This window comes from Bradyrhizobium sp. WCU1 (assembly GCF_053474805.1).
Genome location: NZ_CM130280.1, coordinates 2,437,448 through 2,453,039 on the forward strand (window position 1 = coordinate 2,437,448; position 15,592 = coordinate 2,453,039).

Annotated in this window: 22 protein-coding genes and 1 tRNA gene; 7 read left to right on the top strand and 16 right to left on the bottom strand. The window is 66.8% G+C overall.

From position 1 onward, the window contains the following. Positions 1 to 8 precede the first annotated feature (8 nt). Complete coding sequence (locus tag ACTUWL_RS11220; RefSeq protein WP_021076465.1) at positions 9 to 1,076, top strand: carboxylesterase family protein; 1,068 nt, start codon at positions 9 to 11, stop codon at positions 1,074 to 1,076. 131 nt (positions 1,077 to 1,207) lie between these two features. Then, positions 1,208 to 1,414 (top strand): hypothetical protein, encoded by a 207-nt coding sequence (locus ACTUWL_RS11225; RefSeq protein ID WP_021076464.1) that lies wholly within the window; start codon positions 1,208 to 1,210, stop codon positions 1,412 to 1,414. Positions 1,415 to 1,424: 10 nt separating this feature from the next. Here the strand turns inward: ACTUWL_RS11225 and ACTUWL_RS11230 are convergent, their stop codons facing one another. Both ACTUWL_RS11230 and ACTUWL_RS11235 read right to left on the bottom strand, forming a co-directional pair. Continuing rightward, positions 1,425 to 1,727, bottom strand: coding sequence for an AzlD domain-containing protein (locus ACTUWL_RS11230; RefSeq protein WP_021076463.1), 303 nt, complete (start codon positions 1,725 to 1,727; stop codon positions 1,425 to 1,427). After that, positions 1,720 to 2,397, bottom strand: coding sequence for an AzlC family ABC transporter permease (locus tag ACTUWL_RS11235; RefSeq protein ID WP_021076462.1), 678 nt, complete (start codon positions 2,395 to 2,397; stop codon positions 1,720 to 1,722). The genes ACTUWL_RS11230 and ACTUWL_RS11235 overlap by 8 nt, the downstream gene beginning before the upstream one ends. A gap of 68 nt (positions 2,398 to 2,465) precedes the next feature. On the opposite strand from ACTUWL_RS11235, the gene ACTUWL_RS11240 reads away from it, so the two are divergent. Continuing rightward, a complete protein-coding gene (locus ACTUWL_RS11240) occupies positions 2,466 to 3,068 on the top strand; it encodes a CGNR zinc finger domain-containing protein (RefSeq protein WP_021076461.1) in 603 nt (200 codons plus the stop codon). On the opposite strand, the gene ACTUWL_RS11245 is transcribed toward ACTUWL_RS11240, so the two are convergent. The 6 genes from ACTUWL_RS11245 to ACTUWL_RS11270 form a co-directional block, all read right to left on the bottom strand. Then, positions 3,065 to 3,742, bottom strand: coding sequence for a DsbA family protein (locus ACTUWL_RS11245; RefSeq protein WP_021076460.1), 678 nt, complete (start codon positions 3,740 to 3,742; stop codon positions 3,065 to 3,067). The genes ACTUWL_RS11240 and ACTUWL_RS11245 overlap by 4 nt on opposite strands. 36 nt (positions 3,743 to 3,778) lie before the next feature. Continuing rightward, positions 3,779 to 4,516, bottom strand: coding sequence for a sulfite exporter TauE/SafE family protein (locus ACTUWL_RS11250; RefSeq protein ID WP_106940180.1), 738 nt, complete (start codon positions 4,514 to 4,516; stop codon positions 3,779 to 3,781). Positions 4,517 to 4,650: 134 nt separating this feature from the next. Further along, positions 4,651 to 5,373, bottom strand: a complete 723-nt coding sequence (locus ACTUWL_RS11255; protein ID WP_021076458.1) for an LrgB family protein — start codon at positions 5,371 to 5,373, stop codon at positions 4,651 to 4,653. Then, positions 5,370 to 5,753, bottom strand: a complete 384-nt coding sequence (locus ACTUWL_RS11260; RefSeq protein WP_021076457.1) for a CidA/LrgA family protein — start codon at positions 5,751 to 5,753, stop codon at positions 5,370 to 5,372. The genes ACTUWL_RS11255 and ACTUWL_RS11260 overlap by 4 nt, the downstream gene beginning before the upstream one ends. Positions 5,754 to 5,938: 185 nt before the next feature. Further along, on the bottom strand, positions 5,939 to 6,394 hold the full coding sequence (locus tag ACTUWL_RS11265; protein WP_021076456.1) for a PaaI family thioesterase: 456 nt from the start codon (positions 6,392 to 6,394) through the stop codon (positions 5,939 to 5,941). Then, positions 6,391 to 6,825, bottom strand: a complete 435-nt coding sequence (locus ACTUWL_RS11270) for an acyl-CoA thioesterase (RefSeq protein WP_021076455.1) — start codon at positions 6,823 to 6,825, stop codon at positions 6,391 to 6,393. The genes ACTUWL_RS11265 and ACTUWL_RS11270 overlap by 4 nt, the downstream gene beginning before the upstream one ends. Before the next feature lie 92 nt (positions 6,826 to 6,917). Between ACTUWL_RS11270 and ACTUWL_RS11275 the strand changes: the two genes are divergently transcribed. Next, positions 6,918 to 7,475 (top strand): TetR/AcrR family transcriptional regulator, encoded by a 558-nt coding sequence (locus tag ACTUWL_RS11275; RefSeq protein ID WP_021076454.1) that lies wholly within the window; start codon positions 6,918 to 6,920, stop codon positions 7,473 to 7,475. Positions 7,476 to 7,541: 66 nt separating this feature from the next. Here the strand turns inward: ACTUWL_RS11275 and ACTUWL_RS11280 are convergent, their stop codons facing one another. Then, complete coding sequence (locus ACTUWL_RS11280; RefSeq protein ID WP_021076453.1) at positions 7,542 to 8,036, bottom strand: hypothetical protein; 495 nt, start codon at positions 8,034 to 8,036, stop codon at positions 7,542 to 7,544. A gap of 207 nt (positions 8,037 to 8,243) precedes the next feature. Between ACTUWL_RS11280 and ACTUWL_RS11285 the strand changes: the two genes are divergently transcribed. Both ACTUWL_RS11285 and ACTUWL_RS11290 read left to right on the top strand, forming a co-directional pair. Then, positions 8,244 to 8,528 (top strand): PsiF family protein, encoded by a 285-nt coding sequence (locus ACTUWL_RS11285; protein ID WP_021076452.1) that lies wholly within the window; start codon positions 8,244 to 8,246, stop codon positions 8,526 to 8,528. A gap of 374 nt (positions 8,529 to 8,902) precedes the next feature. Continuing rightward, entirely contained in the window at positions 8,903 to 9,988 is a 1,086-nt protein-coding gene (locus ACTUWL_RS11290; RefSeq protein WP_021076451.1) for an AbrB family transcriptional regulator, read from the top strand. 145 nt (positions 9,989 to 10,133) lie between these two features. Here ACTUWL_RS11290 and ACTUWL_RS11295 read toward each other — a convergent pair whose 3' ends face one another. Beyond that, positions 10,134 to 10,706, bottom strand: coding sequence for a disulfide bond formation protein B (locus tag ACTUWL_RS11295; RefSeq protein WP_021076450.1), 573 nt, complete (start codon positions 10,704 to 10,706; stop codon positions 10,134 to 10,136). A gap of 158 nt (positions 10,707 to 10,864) precedes the next feature. Between ACTUWL_RS11295 and ACTUWL_RS11300 the strand changes: the two genes are divergently transcribed. Further along, positions 10,865 to 10,949, top strand: a tRNA-Leu gene (locus tag ACTUWL_RS11300). 138 nt (positions 10,950 to 11,087) lie between these two features. Here the strand turns inward: ACTUWL_RS11300 and dhaK are convergent. The 6 genes from dhaK to dhaL form a co-directional block, all read right to left on the bottom strand. Continuing rightward, positions 11,088 to 12,071: a dihydroxyacetone kinase subunit DhaK gene (gene dhaK / locus ACTUWL_RS11305; RefSeq protein WP_021076449.1), complete on the bottom strand. Its 984-nt coding sequence runs from the start codon at positions 12,069 to 12,071 to the stop codon at positions 11,088 to 11,090. Between the two features lie 132 nt (positions 12,072 to 12,203). Next, entirely contained in the window at positions 12,204 to 12,626 is a 423-nt protein-coding gene (locus ACTUWL_RS11310) for a hypothetical protein (protein ID WP_021076448.1), read from the bottom strand. Further along, positions 12,619 to 14,238, bottom strand: coding sequence for a phosphoenolpyruvate--protein phosphotransferase (gene ptsP / locus ACTUWL_RS11315; RefSeq protein WP_021076447.1), 1,620 nt, complete (start codon positions 14,236 to 14,238; stop codon positions 12,619 to 12,621). The genes ACTUWL_RS11310 and ptsP overlap by 8 nt, the downstream gene beginning before the upstream one ends. Position 14,239: 1 nt before the next feature. Further along, the gene (locus tag ACTUWL_RS11320) at positions 14,240 to 14,542 is read right to left on the bottom strand and encodes an HPr family phosphocarrier protein (RefSeq protein ID WP_021076446.1); all 303 of its coding nucleotides are present in this window, start codon (positions 14,540 to 14,542) and stop codon (positions 14,240 to 14,242) included. A gap of 31 nt (positions 14,543 to 14,573) precedes the next feature. Further along, positions 14,574 to 14,966 (bottom strand): dihydroxyacetone kinase phosphoryl donor subunit DhaM, encoded by a 393-nt coding sequence (dhaM, locus tag ACTUWL_RS11325; RefSeq protein ID WP_021076445.1) that lies wholly within the window; start codon positions 14,964 to 14,966, stop codon positions 14,574 to 14,576. Beyond that, positions 14,963 to 15,586: a dihydroxyacetone kinase subunit DhaL gene (gene dhaL, locus ACTUWL_RS11330; RefSeq protein WP_021076444.1), complete on the bottom strand. Its 624-nt coding sequence runs from the start codon at positions 15,584 to 15,586 to the stop codon at positions 14,963 to 14,965. The genes dhaM and dhaL overlap by 4 nt, the downstream gene beginning before the upstream one ends. Between the last annotated feature and the right edge of the window lie 6 nt (positions 15,587 to 15,592).

Consider the following 15,592-nt stretch of genomic DNA (forward strand, 5'->3'; position numbering starts at 1 on the left):
CAGCAACGATGAGCGAGGCCGTGGTTGACGACATCGTGGCCGTGCTGCCGCCGCTGTTGCAGACGCTGGAATCGCTGACCTTCGTCGCCCGCAACCTGAATCCGCCGGACTTCGATCGCGTGATGCAGATCGCAGGCGAGCCCGAGGAGGCGTTGCAGGCGGTTCGGCCGCGGCTGGCCGATTGGCCGGAGAAATTCGCGCACATCAAGACTGCACTTGACGCTGCCATCGAACCGGCGCTCGCCGCCTATGCAGGGCTGCGCGCAGTGCAGAACGGCGAAGGCGACCTCGTCGGCGTATTCCGCGCGCTGCGCTATCTGCCGCGCGCGCAGGAGGCGCTTTATCCGCTGACGGAATTGCCGCCGGTCAGCGGCTTCTTCATCGCGCCCGACCTGCGCGAGGATGCCGAGCTGCAGGCCAAGCTCGCCGCCACGCCCAACGACGACACCGGTATCTTTCATGAGCGCAACGAACCGGGCAGCCGCGGCGGCTTCTCGATGTATGTGCCGGAATACTACACGCCCGATCGCGCCTGGCCGCTGGTGATGGCGCTGCACGGCGGCAGCGGCAACGGCCGCGGCTTCCTGTGGAGCTGGCTGCGCGACGCGCGCAGCCGCGGCGCTATCCTGGTGGCGCCGACCGCGACCGGCCAGACCTGGGCGCTGATGGGCGACGACACCGACACGCCGAACCTCAACCGCATCCTCGATCAGGTGTCCGCGCGCTGGAACGTCGACGCGACACGGATGCTGCTGACCGGCATGAGCGACGGCGGCACCTTCAGCTATGTGACCGGGCTCGAAGGCGCCTCGCGCTTCACGCATCTGGCACCGGTCGCGGCGACCTTCCATCCGCTGATGGCTGAAATGGCCGATGCGGACCGGTTGCGCGGCCTGCCGATCTTCATCACTCACGGCAAGCTCGACTGGATGTTCCCGGTGCAGACCGCGCGGCAGACCCAAGGCCTGCTGTCGGCCGCCGGCGCCAGCGTGACCTATCGCGAGATCGACGATCTCAGCCACACCTATCCGCGCGAGATCAACGCGGAGATTTTTCGCTGGCTGAGCAGCATGTGAGGCCGAAGGGACCGTCGCGGCCCGGCGTACAGCGCACGCAGGAACGGTTGACCGTTCACACGCAGAGATCATCCGCCGGAACCATGCCGAGCCTCACGACGTTATCCCGCGGACACTGGAGGGATTGCGTGATGCGGACGTTTTTCGGCATGATCTTGGGCGCGCTGCTGCTGATATGCGGCGTGTATGTCTATGACTCGATGCGCACATCGAGCGTGGCCAATGGCGAGGTGGCGCAGGACACGCGCACCATCGTCAATTGGGACGTCGCGGCGCGTGACTGGAACCTGCTGAAGACCCGCACCCGCGAGCAATGGGACAAGATCGCGTCGAAATAGCGATCGACGTTCACAATCCGATCGAGGACGCGGCCAGGGCCGCACTGAACCCCGCGCCCAGCGCAGCCCATTCTCGCGTCGTGATCGCCATGGTCACGAGCGCGACCACGGTGCCGACAAGGCCTGCCAACCCGCCCGACAGGCAGCCGCCGACGATGAATGCAATGAACAGATTGCCGGGCGCGAGCCGCAGGAACCGGGCGGCGATGCCATCATCGCGCATCGACGCAGCGAGGACATAGCCGCCGGCGCGCATCGCATAGCAGGTGATGCCGAGGATGCAGATGACGCCGAGCACCCGCAAATCATCCATCGCTTCGCTCCATCATGCTCACGAGCGTGCCGCATCCGCCTCCGATCAGCATCGACCAGCTCGGATCCACGAACCGGGCCACGAGCAGCGCCGCGACGGCTGAGGTCAGCCACGGCCAGAGCGATCTCACATTCTTCCATTGGCTAGGCAGCAGGGTCGCGATGAACATCGTCGGCAGCAGCGCGGCGGCGAGCCTGAGCGGTTCGTTGGTCGCGAGCGGGGCGGCATAGGCAAGCGCGGTGCCGCCGACCCAGCCGATCGCCATCGGGATGCCCGATCCGAGCAGATAACCCGCATCTGGCCCGTTGCGATCGGCGTCAGAACTCGTCATCAGCCAGGACGCATCCGCCAGCAGAAACAGCGTCGGCAGCATCTTCCGCGGGGCCAGTCCGCCAAACAGCTGGCGCAGATGAGCGCCCATCAGTAAGTATCGTGAATTCGTGGCAATGCAGGCGACGACCATGGCGACGACCGGCAGCGGATGAGCCCACATGCTCAGCGTGATCGCTTGCGCCGTGGCGGAGTAGACCAGCAGGCTGAACAGAATGGCGTGCTCTGCTCCCAGCCCGAGCCCCTTGTAGGTCAGTCCCATGACGAGGCCGGCGGCGCCATTGCTGAGCAGGAACGGCAGCGCCGCGATCAGGCCGCGCCTGAATCCGGCGGCAGTCATCGTTGAGGCTCGTGGTGAGACACTTGTAATGGTCATGACCATTAGATTAGACTTTGTGAGAGGCCGTGATGTCAAGAGATCCCGCGCGGGCAGCGACGCAGTTCTTCGGTGGACGGGTCTGCCTTGACTTCGCGAACACGCTGGATTGGCGCACCTCGGACGATCCGCAGGAGCTGATTCCGGATTATGCGGCGCTGTTGTCCTGGAGTGAACGCCGCGGGACCTTGCCGCTTGCCGCGACCAGGAAGCTCAAGGGGCGTTCGGCAAGCAGCGAGGCCGCGGCTGCGATGCAGCAGGCCTATGATCTGCGCCGCGACATCTGGACCATCTCGGACGCACTGCGCGGCGGCCGCGGTGCGGACCTTCGTCTCGTCAATCAGTTGCTTTCAGCGGCGCCCCGGCAACCCGACCTTGTGCGGCAGGATCGCGCCTATCGCCACGCCTTCGCTGGGACTGACGTGAGGGAGCCGCTATGGCCGGTGCTGTGGTCGCTGACGGCACTGCTGGCGTCCGACGACGCCAGGCGGATCGGATGCTGCGAGGCCGACGGCTGCGGCTGGTTCTTTGTCGACGAAAGCCCGAACCAGACCCGCAGATGGTGCTCGAGCGAAGTCTGCGGCAATCGCGAGCGCGCCCGGCGCGCTTATGCCAAGCGCAAGAACTCGCGTTAGTTCTGCTCGGTCTTGCGGCCCATATTGGCCTTGCGGGCGTCGGCGATCACCTGCTCGAACTGGTCGATGCTGAGCACGCCGGGCACGCGGTACTTGCCGACGATGAATGACGGCGTGCCGTTGAAGCCGAACGCCTGAGCCTGCTGGTCGTTGCGCGAAAGCACCGCGTCGATCGCCTTGGCGTTGGCGTCGAGGTCCTTCTTCAGCCGGTCCATGTCGAGGCCGGCGCCCGAGAGCAGCTCGGCGATGCGCGGCTCGGTGATGCGCGAATTGACCGAGATCATCGCCTCATGCGCAGCTTCGAACTTGTCCTGGTACTTCGCCGCCAGCGCCATCCGCGCCGCCACCTTGGAGACCGGCCCGAGGATCGGCCAGTCCTTCAGCACCAGGCGGACCTTGCCGTCGTCCTGCACCACCTGGCGGAGCTCCGGCGCGAGCTTGCGGCAATACGGGCAGTTGTAGTCGAACCATTCGACGATCGTGATGTCGCCCTTGGCATTGCCGATCACCGGAATCTCGGGATCGCGCAGCACCTGCTCCTCGGTCAGGACCTTGTCGTCCTCGGCGCGCGCGCCGCCGGCGGCAAGAAGCGCGATGCCGGCACCGATCAGGCCGAGCGCGCCCCGGCGGGTGGCGCCGGCGTTGTCGAGGGGTGATTTCGTCAGATGGTTCATGGCTGGCTTCCGGAAGGGCTCCTCGCCCTTCTACGTTCAGGACACATTGATGTTACGCAGCAGCATATAGATCGCCACCACGATAATCACAGTCGCAAATACGATATTGAGGGCACCGCGCCGTTCCGACAGGTGCCGGGCGCTGCGGGTGCCCAACAGGCCGCCCGCGATGCCGCCGGCGACGAATAGCCCCGCAAGGTCCCACGACACCAGCCCGGACCACGCATAGCTCAGGGCCGTGGTCACGCCGAAGGCGGTGACCGCCACCAGCGAGGAACTGACCGCGTTCATGATCGGCATCCCGGTCGCCAGCATCAGGGCCGGCACGATCAGGAAGCCGCCGCCGATCCCGAAGCAGCCGGACATGGTTCCCGTGACGAGCCCGAGGCCGATGATTGCGGGCGTGTTGGACATCGAGATCTTGACGTCGGTCAGCCCGACCCGCGCGCGGGTCTTCAGCATCAGGCCCGCGATGACAAGCATCACGACCGAGAACAGCGCCAGCAGCTTCTGCCCGTCCAGCATCTTGCCGAGGATCGAGCCACCGAACGCGCCGAACATGCCTGACAGCGCGAACACCAGTGCGCAGGACCAGATCACAGTGCCGCCGCGGGCGTGGTTGGAGAGGTTGATCGCGGCATTGGCGGCGACTGCGATCGCCGAGGTGCCGATCGCGACATGCGGCTGGGGCACCCCGACCACATAGACCATCAGCGGCACGGCAAGGATCGACCCGCCGCCACCGACCAGGCCCAGCGAAAAACCGACCAGCATGCCCGATGCCAGCCCAAGCACGCTCTGGGTTGCGGAGAAGACCAAGGGGAGCAGACTCGCGTTTGAGCCGGCATCATAGAATGATTTACTATATTGCGCCATACCAATAGCACAAAACTGCCCTGCAACGACACTCAGCGCAGCAGATATGTCACGGCCAACGGCACCAGCAGCGAGGTGACCAGCGCGTTCAGGCTCATCGCGATGCCGGCAAAGACGCCTGCGACCTCGTCGACCTGAAAGGCGCGCGCGGTGCCGATGCCATGGGCGGCGATCCCTGCGGCAAAGCCGCGGCCACGATAGTCGGTAATCCCGGTGAAGTTCATCAGCGGCGTGACGATGATCGCCCCCATGATGCCGGTGAGGATCACCGACACCGCGGTCAGCGAGGGATCGGCATGCAGCGATTCGCTGATGCCCATCGCGACGCCGGCCGTCACCGATTTCGGCGCCAGCGACAGGATGATATCGCGCGGCAGGCCGAAGGCCTTCGCCAACAGCACCACCGAAACGATCGCCGTGAGCGAGCCAACCGCGAGCGCAACCAGCATCGGCAGCACCGCCGCTGCGACCCGCTTGCGGTTCTCGTAGAGCGGCACCGCGAGCGCGACCGTCGCCGGCCCGAGCAGGAAGTGCACGAACTGCGCGCCGGCAAAGTAGGTGGTGTAGGAGGTCCCGGTCAGCAGCAGGAACAGACCGATGATCCACAGCGAATGCAGCACCGGATTGGTGAGCGGATGCCGCCTTGTCTGCAGCGACACCGCATCGGTCGCCGCATAGGTCAGCAGCGTCACCGTCAGCCAGAGCAGCGGCGACTGGGAGAGATAAACCCAGAGCGAGAACGGATTGCCGCTCACGGCTCCTCCTCGCGCGAGAACAGACTGCTCGCCGCAACGAAGGTCGCGACCGTGGCCAGCAGCGTGACGATGACCGATAGCGCGAGGATCACCAGGATCGCGATGCCGTGCTCGGCGAGCAGATCCAGCTTCTGCACCACGCCGACGCCCGCCGGAATGAAGAGCAGCGACAGATTGGCGAGCATGCCGCGGCTTGCGCTTTCGACGCCGTCATTGCCGAGCGGCCCGCGCGCCAGCGCAGGATAGCGGTCGCGCGCCAGCAGCAGCAACAACAGGAGCACGAGGCCAACCACCGGCCCCGGCACCGGTACGCCGAGCGCGCGCACCGCGACCTCGCCGATGAGCTGGCAGAGCAGGATCAGACTGAGGCTGGCGATCATGACAGGGGCTCACGCGATGCATCCACCTATCAGGTCGGTGCGACGGAGGCTTGTCAATGCGCGGGGCTGCACATAGTCGCGTCATTGCGAGCCAAGCGAAGCAATCCATAGCCCCGCAAGCGGAGGCGTGGATTGCTTCGTCGCTATCGCTCCTCGCAATGACGGCGTTGTGTTCTGCGCTCGAGCTACCCCGCCCGCCGCTGCAGCGCCATCAGCGTGCCGCTCATGGTCGCAACCAGTGTCTCCACGCCATCCTGCACGGCATAGGCACGGCCCTCGCATACCGTCAGCGTGCGGCCGGGCTTGATCACCACGCCGCGGAACACGAACCGCTCGCCGCGCGCCGGCGCCAGCAGATTGGTCTTGAACTCCACGGTGAGGATATCGGAGCCTTCCGGCATCAGCGTGAAGGCGGCGATCCCGCAGGCATTGTCGAGGCCCGCGGTGATGATTCCGGCGTGCACGAAGCCGTTCTGCTGGGTGAACTCGGGCGCATAGGCCATCGCGAGATCGACCTCGCCCGGCTCCATGCGCGCGATCGAGATCCCAAGCGTCCGCATCGCGTGCTGGCGCACGAACGTCTCGGCCGCAACCGCGCGAAAATCGGGATTCTTCGGCTCGAAGCGGGGCGGGGCGGTCATGCGATCACGGGTTCTGACGGGACGAGATGCGGCATCGCCGCGTAGCGGATCGCCGGCGCAAACGGCACCGCCTTGCGCGCGGCACGGTCGATGTGCACGGCGGTGATCTCGCAGGACGCGGCGATCTCACCGGCCTCGGCGTTGCGCATCTCGTGCAGGATCCGGATCGACTTGTCGCGGAACTCGATCAGCCGGCTCTTGACCTCGACGAGGTCGCCGGCAAGCAGCTCACGCTTGTAGGCAATGTTCTGCTGCACGGCAGCCATGCCGCGGCCGGACTCGCGCAGATAGCTCGGCGTCAGGCCGAGCCGCGCGAACATGTTCCAGCTCGCCTCGTCGAATTTGCCGACATACCACATGACGTTCATGTGGCCGATATGGTCGCAGTGCCAGGGATAGACCGTGCCGCGATAGGTCGCCTCGCCCTCCATCGTCGCCTCCCTCGATTTTGATACGGTAGCGTATCAGGGAGGAAGCGGGCTAGCAATACGGCACCGTATCAAGGCCGCTCCGCGGAGATCACATGACTGAAGGCAAGGGCGATGTCTGGGTCGCCGCCGGCTTTGCCGAACTCGCCCATAGCGGCGTCGACGGCGTGCGGGTCGAGGTGCTGGCGAAGAATCTCGGCGTCACCAAGGGCGGCTTCTACCGCCGCTTCAAGGATCGCGCCGCGCTGCTCGAGGCCATGCTGACGCGCTGGCGCGATGGCCGCGTCGCCGCGATCGAGAAGCAGACCGCGCTCGACGGTGCGAGCGCGCGCGAACGGTTGAAGGCGATCATCACGCTCTATTCGGAGCGCATGAACACCGAGGCGATGGCGGTCGAGCTCGCGATCCGGCAATGGGCGCGCACCGACGAGGCCGCCGCCGCAGCCGCCGCGAGTGTCGATGCGGCACGGCTGAAGCAGGTCGGCCAGCTCTATCGCGCCACCGGGCTGCCAACCGAAGCGGCCGATGCGCAGGCCTTCCTGTTCTACTGCTTCATCTTCGGCCAGAGCCTCTTGTTCCTCGAGCGCGGTCCGCGCAAGCGCGCGCAACTGCTGGCGCAATCGGCGGACAAGCTGCTGGCCGAAGGCCAATAGCAATGGCGTCAACGAAAAGCGGCCGGCTTGCGCCGGCCGCTCGTCAAACGTCAGCTCCGGCCGGGCTCAGGCGCCCTTGAGCTTCTTGTTGCATTCGCTGTAGTAGCCGCCGCCCTTCTGGATCCACTTCATGCCGCCATTGCCTCCGGTGGTCTTGTTGGCGTTGTACTGATCGAGGCAGCTGTGCATGCGCTGCTTGCCCTCGGTTTCCTTGGCGTATTTGGGATCGACCGCGTTCGGAAACACGGCGGGCCCTGACGGCGCGGCGGGTGCTGCCGCGGGAGCGGCTTCCCGCTTGGCTTCCTTCGGCGCGGCCGGAGCAGGCGCGGCGGCAGCGGGCGGCGGCGCAGCAGCGGGGGCCGCAGCCGGGGTCGCGTCGGCGGCGCACTGAGCCTTGCGGAAGTCGTTCCACTTCTGGCCGTTGAGGGTGCCGGCCGACTTGGCCGCCTGATACTTGGCGCTGCATTCCTGCGCGGTCAGGGCCTGCGCCGGCGCGCTCGCCGCAAAGGCTGCAAAGCCCGACACCGCAATCACGCACAACAGTCTGGTCTGAATGGTCATCCCTGGTCTCCCGTCATCCCTGGTTTCCCGTCGGTTTCCCGTGGGGGCATCGGCGTAAGACCATTATCCTAGCGCAACCCCGACTTGCGACAATGTGCGGGCGCGCCTGGGCGCTAAAATATTGTGGCGGCGGGACCGCGGCATGTTCATCCAAGGTTCAGCATCGCCGCGCGACGTTTCGGCCTCTTTCCCCTCATGAGGTGCCCCATGACGAAGATTTCCTCGCTCGCGACCGCAACCGCCGTTGCTTCCTTTCTGCTGATGGGCGGAGCTTTCGCGCAAACCGCCGCGCCCGCCGCCAAGGACGCCGCTCCGGCGGCCGCTGCGGCCAAGGCACCCAAGGAAGCCAAGCCGCACACCGCCGAATCGATCGAATGCTCGAAGGAGGCCGACGCCAAGGGCCTGCACGGCAAGGAGCGCAAGAAATTCCGTTCCGAATGCAAGAAGGAAAAGTCCGGCGGCGCCGCTGCCGCGCCCGCGGGCACGAAGTAGGATTGCTAACGCTGCCCCCTCCCCTGGAGGGCAGGGCAATCACATATGACGTGTGCGGAGATTCTCCGCGAGTTTCCTTGCCTCTCCCGCTTGCGGGGGAGGCCGACGCGCGCCTGGCGCGCGGCGGGTGGGGGCTCTCTCCGCGAGTCATTGCGCGGAAAGAGCCCCCACCCCAGCCCTCCCCCGCAAGCGGGAGAGGGAGCCGACCGCCGATGACGTTGCCATTCGATCGTCATGTGCGATTCGCTTCGCTTCGTGCGAAGCGACTCTCCCCCTCCAGGGCAGGATGAAGGAAGAGTGCCCGCGTTTTCGGACGCAATGCTGCAATCGCGAGATGCAATTGTCCCGTGGTTGCGAATTTGCCATAAGGCGGCGTGACCCTGATCCGCGCTTCGATGGCAACGGCCATTCCCGACCGCAGCAAAGTTCTGAACGGGCTCGAGACCCTCGTCATCGGCGCCGCAGGCGGCGTGCTGTTTTTGTGGGCGGGATTGCCAGGCGGCCTGATCTCGGGGGCGATGTGCGCAGTCGGGATCGCCGCACTGGCCGGCCGGCCGCTCGCGGTGCCGCCGGTGCTGACACAATCGGTGCTGCTGCTGCTCGGCATTTCGCTAGGCTCGCTGATGTCGCAGCAATTGCTGCAGCATATGAGCTCCTATCCGCTCACCATCGCCCTCCTGGCGCTCGCGACATTCTGCTCGACCTTCGGCTCGAGCCTGTACCTCCAGCGTGTCCATGGCTGGGACCAGACCTCGGCCTTCCTCGCCGGCAGCCCCGGCGCGCTCTCGCAGATCACGATCCTCGCCGCGGAGAAGGGCGCCGACGTCGCGGCGATCGCCGTGGTACAAACCATGCGGGTCATCATCCTGACCGCGGCCCTGCCGCTGGTGCTGGCGCTGACCGGGGTGACGCATGCGGCGCCGCCGCCATTGCCGACCACGGTCGCCTCGCCGTTCGGCCTCACGGCCCTCGTCGCCGGATCGATCGGCGTCTCACTCCTGTTGCGCTGGATCAAATTCCCAGCCAGCTGGATGTTCGGCGCGATGCTCGCCTCCAGCCTGCTGCACGGCTCGGGCCTGGTCGATGGCGGCCTGCCGCCCTGGCTCCGCAATGTCGCGCTGGTCGGCATCGGCGCGCTGATCGGCACCCGTTTCGCGCGGATGAAGACCTCGACCCTGCTCAGCCACGTCAATGCCGGGCTCGGCTCGTTTGCGATCGCCATCCTGATATCGGCCGTGTTCGTCGCGGTGATCGGCTTCACCACCCATGTACGGCTTGCCGACGTCGTGGTCGCCTTCGCGCCCGGCGCGATGGACGCGATGCTGGCGCTGGCCCTGACGCTGCACATCGACCCGATCTTCGTCGGCGCGCATCACCTGTCGAGGTTTCTGTTCGTCACCATCTCGACGCCGGGCATTATCCATCTGTTCGGACGGCCGCAGGACGACGTCGACGATTAGGTGGAGCTTAGCTGGTCCGTCATCTTGAGGAGCGCGAAGCGCGTCTCGAAGGATGAACAGCCCGGCTTTTGGCCGCGCATGCTTCGAGACGGCCGCTACGCGGCCTCCTCAGCATGACGGATCACGGGAAGCGGGCGGTTGGACCTCAGGCCTTCGCAGCCCGCACCACGCCCCAGCCGGCGATCGCGGCCATCAAGAGCGAGATCAGCACGTTGTAGCCTGCGAGCGAGATGCCGAGGAGGCGCCACTGCACCTCATCGCAGCGGACCACCTTGACCTTGTCGAGCTGATCCAGCAGCGAGCCGGCCTTGCCGAAATCCACCATCGGGCCGGTGCAATCGGTCGGCCCCTGCCAGAGCCCCCATTCGACGCCGGCGTGATAGGCGCCGAGCCCGGCATTGGCGAGCGCGGCGAGGCCGAGGATCGCAAGGCCGGCGAGCAGCACCGGACGCGCCGCACCGCGGGCGGCCGCGATCGCCACCAGGGCGCCGAGCGGGACCGCGAGATAATAGGCATAGCGCTGCTCGAGGCAGAGCGGACAGGGCATGATCTCCAGCACCAGCTGGAAGAACCAGGCGCCGGCCAGCGTCGCCGCAGCGATCACGGCAATCGCCAGGGCCGAGGTCAGCGCAGGATTGCCGGTGGCGGAAGCATGCGACGGATGGGCGGTGGCGGTCGTCACGGCGGTCCTCCTGCGAGCATCATCCGGGAGGGCCATGGCCCCGCTCCATGCTCGATCCGGGTCGTATCGCGTGAAAATACCGCTGTCGAGGCACGGGACAATCACATCCGCGCGGGTTGACCGTGACGGGCCGCCCGCTATAGTCCGCCGCGCTTCGTGACCCCCGGCCGCTCCCGGCCTGGACCATCGCGAATGCCCCTGTGGCGGAACTGGTAGACGCGCTCGACTCAAAATCGAGTTCCGCAAGGAGTGCTGGTTCGATTCCGGCCAGGGGCACCAGCCTTCGTTGCTTCGCAGCTACGGCTCGGCAAGCCCGACGCGCTTCCATCGATGCGAAGCAGCGAAGGCTGTCGCCCCGGAGCCTTGGCGAAGGCGGATTGGTTCAACGAAGCTCGTGGCTGCCGACCATGGCAGCATTCACCATTTCAATGCGGCCGTGCGCACCGGGGCGTCCCACAGCGCCGTCGTCTCGGCATCGAGCAGGCTCACCGTGAGCGAGCAGCCGGCCATGTCGAGCGAGGTGACGTAGCTGCCGACCAGCGAGCGCACGATGCGCAGGCCGCGCTGCTCGAGCATGCGGCGCGCGGCGTTGTACATCAGATAGAGCTCGATCGTCGGGGTGCCGCCGAAGCCGTTGACCAGCAGCAGGGCCTCGGAGCCGGCGGGGGCCGCGAGATCCTCTGCAATGGCTGTCGTCATCTCCGATGCGATCGCGTCGGCCGCTGCGAGTTTGACGCGGCGGCGGCCCGGCTCGCCGTGGATGCCGACGCCCATCTCCATCTCGTCCTCGCCGAGCGCGAAGGTCGGCGTGCCCGCGGCAGGCACCGTGCAGCTGGTCAGCGCCACGCCCATCGAACGGGTCCGCGCGTTGACGCGCTCGCCGAGCGCGACGCAGGTCGCAAGATCGGCGCCCTTCTCGGCGGCAGCGCCAACGATCTTCTCGACGATCAAGGTGCCGGCGACGCCGCGGCGTCCGATGCTGTAGGTCGATTTCTCGACCGCGACGTCGTCATCGGTCACGATGGTGGCGGTCTTGCCTTCGGCGATCTCGGCCGCCATCTCGAAATTCATGCGGTCGCCGGCATAGTTCTTGACGATGAACAGCACCCCGGCATCGCCCGCGACCGCCTGCGCGGCCTCGACGATCTGGTCCGGCGTCGGCGAGGTGAACACCCGTCCGGGACAGGCCGCATCCAGCATGCCGTGGCCGACGAAGCCGGCATGCAGCGGCTCATGCCCGCTGCCGCCGCCCGAGACCAGCGCGACCTTGTTGCGGTTCGGCTCGCGGCGGCGCACGAATTTGCGCTCGGCGCCCAGCGCGACCAGATCGGCATGCGCGGCCGCAAAGCCATCGAGGCTCTCGGCGAGCACGTTGTCGACCGCATTGATGAACTTCTTCATGGTGTCCTCCCCGCTTCGTCCGAAGCTTCGTTCCGATCAATCGGAACGAAGCTCCAGATTCTTGTTTTGACGCGCTTTCTTCACGCGAACCGGTATCCGCTTCGCTCGAAAACGCTTTGGTGGCGTTCTCGCCTATTTTTCCCGCATGATGCCGATCAGGCGCCGCGTGAATTCCTGCAGCAGCGTGTCGAGCTCGGCATTGCGCTTGGCGCTGCCGAGATCCGGCAGATGCAGCGTCAGCGTCCGCTCGTGCGATCCCTCGCTCAGCCGGCCGACACGGCGCGGATGCGCCCGCGCATAGGCGCGCAGAAAGGCGGCCTTCGCCTGCGGCGGGAAGTGGCAGACATCGAAGATCGTGTTGAGATGCTGTACCGGGATCGGCACCGGATAGGCCGGGTTGCTGATCTGGCTGACGAAGCTGCGGTTCTTGCCGATGGCATGCGCCAGACGCAGCCGCATCCCCGACGGGCGGCTCTCAAGCACTTCCTTGAAGATGCGCTTGTAGGCCGCAACCGCGCCGGCTTCGGGTGCTTCATCCGCCGCCGTGTCAGCCAACACTGCCTCCGCTGCTCAGCCGGTCGATGGTGTGCTTGATCTGCGCCAGTGCCGAGGCGTTCACCGACAATTCGCGCAGGCCGCAATTCAGCAGCGCTGGAAGGCAGCGCGGATCGCCGGCCATGTCGCCGCACAGGCTGACGCTTATTCCAGCGCGGCGGCCGTGCTCCGCGGTCCGCGAAATCAGTTCGAGCACTGCGGGATGCAGGGGGTCCATCAGGGGGGCGAGAGCTCCGTTGGAACGATCGCAAGCCAAAACATATTGCGCGAGATCGTTCGAGCCGATCGAGAAGAATGCCGCCTTGAAGCTCGATATCGCCAGGGCCGCCGCCGGAACCTCGACCATGATTCCGAGCTCCGGGAGCATCGCGGCAATGCCGTCCGCCTGCAAGCGCTGCACGACGTCGGCGAACAGCTTCCGCCCCGCCTCGAGCTCGTCGGCCTGCGTCACCATCGGGAACATGACCTTGAGATTGCCGCGCACCGCGGCGCGGGCCAGCGCGCGGAGCTGAACGGCAAAGATCTCGGGCCGGGCGAGGCAAAGCCGCAAGCCACGGACGCCGAGGAACGGATTGGCTTCGCCGTCGAAGGTGAAGCCGGGCACCGGCTTGTCGCCGCCGGCGTCGAAGGTGCGGATCGTCACGGGCCGCTGGCCGGCCCAGCGCAACACCGCGTCATAGGCCTGGAACTGGGTCTCCTCGTCCGGCAGCTCGCTCCGTCCGGCGAGCAGGAATTCCGTCCGCATCAGGCCGATGCCGTCGGCGTATTGCGCATCCGCATGTTCGAGGTCGTCGACGCGCTGGATGTTGATCAGGAGCTTGATGTGCTCGCCGCGCCACGAGGCCGTCGGCCGCCGCAGGATCGCGCGGGCCGATGCCCGGCTCTTGCGATGGCTCTCGCGCCGCTTCTCGAAGATGCGCACCTGCTCGGCGCTGGGATCGAGCTCCAGCGTCGCGCCTTCGCCGTCGAGCAGCGCCGTGGCGCCGGCATCCGGAATGGCGCCGAGCTGCACCACCATCGGGATGCCGCGCGCCCGCGCCAGCATGGCGACATGGCTGGTCGGACTGCCGTGCAGCAGCGCCAGGCCGCCGCCACCGGACCAGTCGATCTCCAGGAAGCGCGACGGCGGCAGGTCGTCGGCACAGACGACGCCTCCGCTCGGGATCTTCAGCGGCTCGCCCGCGTCGCCACGCAGGATGTGGACCACGCGGTCGCGCAGGTCGGCAAGGTCCGACGAGCGCGCCTGCAGATACTCATCCGCCGCCGAATTGTACTCCGCGATCTGCTCGTCGAGCGTCGAACGCCAGGCAACATCGGCCGGCCGGCCTTCGCCGATCGACGCGAAGATCGCCTCGATCAGGTCCTCGTCCTCCAGCAGCGCGACCTGGAATTCGAGGATCTGAGCAGCTTCGCCGCCGGCGCTGGCGGCAAGATCGGCGATCTGCCCGCTGGCGAGATCGATCGCCTTGCGCAGCGCGAGCGCCTCCTCGACCAGCGTGCCGGCCACCCGCTCGCCGCCCGCGCCCGCATCGACCCGGACCAGCGGACCATGGGCAAAGCCGATCGAGGCGGTCCTGCCGCGGTAAGCCGATCCTGCAGCGCCGCCCTGCATGCTAGCCTGCTCCATCCGGGAAATCGCTGGCGACCAAATCGACCAGCGCAGCCACGGCGGCCTCGGCGTCGCTGCCGGAGGCCTTGATCTCGATCGTGCTGCCGTGCGCGGCACGCATCGCCATGATCTTGGCCACGCTCTTGGCGTTGATCCATTCGGGCGCCCCGGCGACGCGCACCGAGATCTGGGCCTGGTACTTCTTGGCGAGCTTGGTCAGCTTGACCGCCGGGCGCGCGTGCATGCCGACCGCATGCACCAGCCGCACATTGCCGGTGAAGATCTGTCCGTCCGCTTTATCAAGCATACTCATCATCCATCATCGCATCGCCGACATTTCAATCGGCAGAGAGTTCCTCGGCCACCGCCTTGACCTGGGCCAGCGAGCTGCCGCCCGCCGCCTCGGTCGCCGCCATCACGGCGCCCTCGACGATCGGCGCATTGCAGACGACAACGAGATCGCGCCGCGCCGGCTCCAGCATCTCGACCGCCATTTCGCTGTTGGTCTCGGCACCGCCGAGATCGACCAGCACCGCGACGCCCTTGGGAGACCAGGCGGCATTGATGGCGTCGATGATCAGCGGCACGCTGGTCCCCAATCCGCCGTCGGGATTGCCGCCGCAGAACGCCACCTTGACCTCGCTGCCCACCATCTGCCGCACCATGTCGGCAGTTCCCTTGGCGATGTCGCTCGAGTGCGAGACGATCACGATCCCCACGGTCTCGGTCATGCCCGTGCCTCCAGGCCGGCGCACACCGCCTGCACCAGCACACAGCTCGACCGCGCGCCGGGATCGACATGCCCGACGCTGCGCGCGCCGAGGAACGAGGCGCGCCCCTTGGTGGCCTGCATCGGCGCGGTGCGTTCGACTGCATCGGTCGCCGCAGCGCGGACCCGCGCGATCAGATCCGGCTGGCCGGCCGCGGTCTTCAGCGTCTCCAGCACGGGCACCAACACATCCAGCATCGTCTTCTCGCCGACCTGCGAGCGGCCGCGCGCGCTCACCGCGTTCACGGCGCTGCCAAAGACATCGGCGAGATCGTCGGGCAGCTGCTTGTCGTGCGAGAGCGCCTCGCCCGCGGCGAGAAAGAAGCTGCCATAGAGCGGCCCGGAGGCGCCGCCGACCGTCATCACCAGGGTCTTGCCGATCATCTTGAACGCCTCGTCGAGCGGCTGCGCCGAGATGGCGTCGAGTTTGCCGAGCACGGCTTCGCAACCGCGCTTCATGTTGGTCCCGTGGTCGCCGTCGCCGATCGCCTGATCGAGGCTCGTCAGCTCCGGCGCGCTGGCGATGACCTGCTCTGCGGCCGCCTTGACCAACGATTTGAATGTCTCAGATGGCAACGACATCTCTTC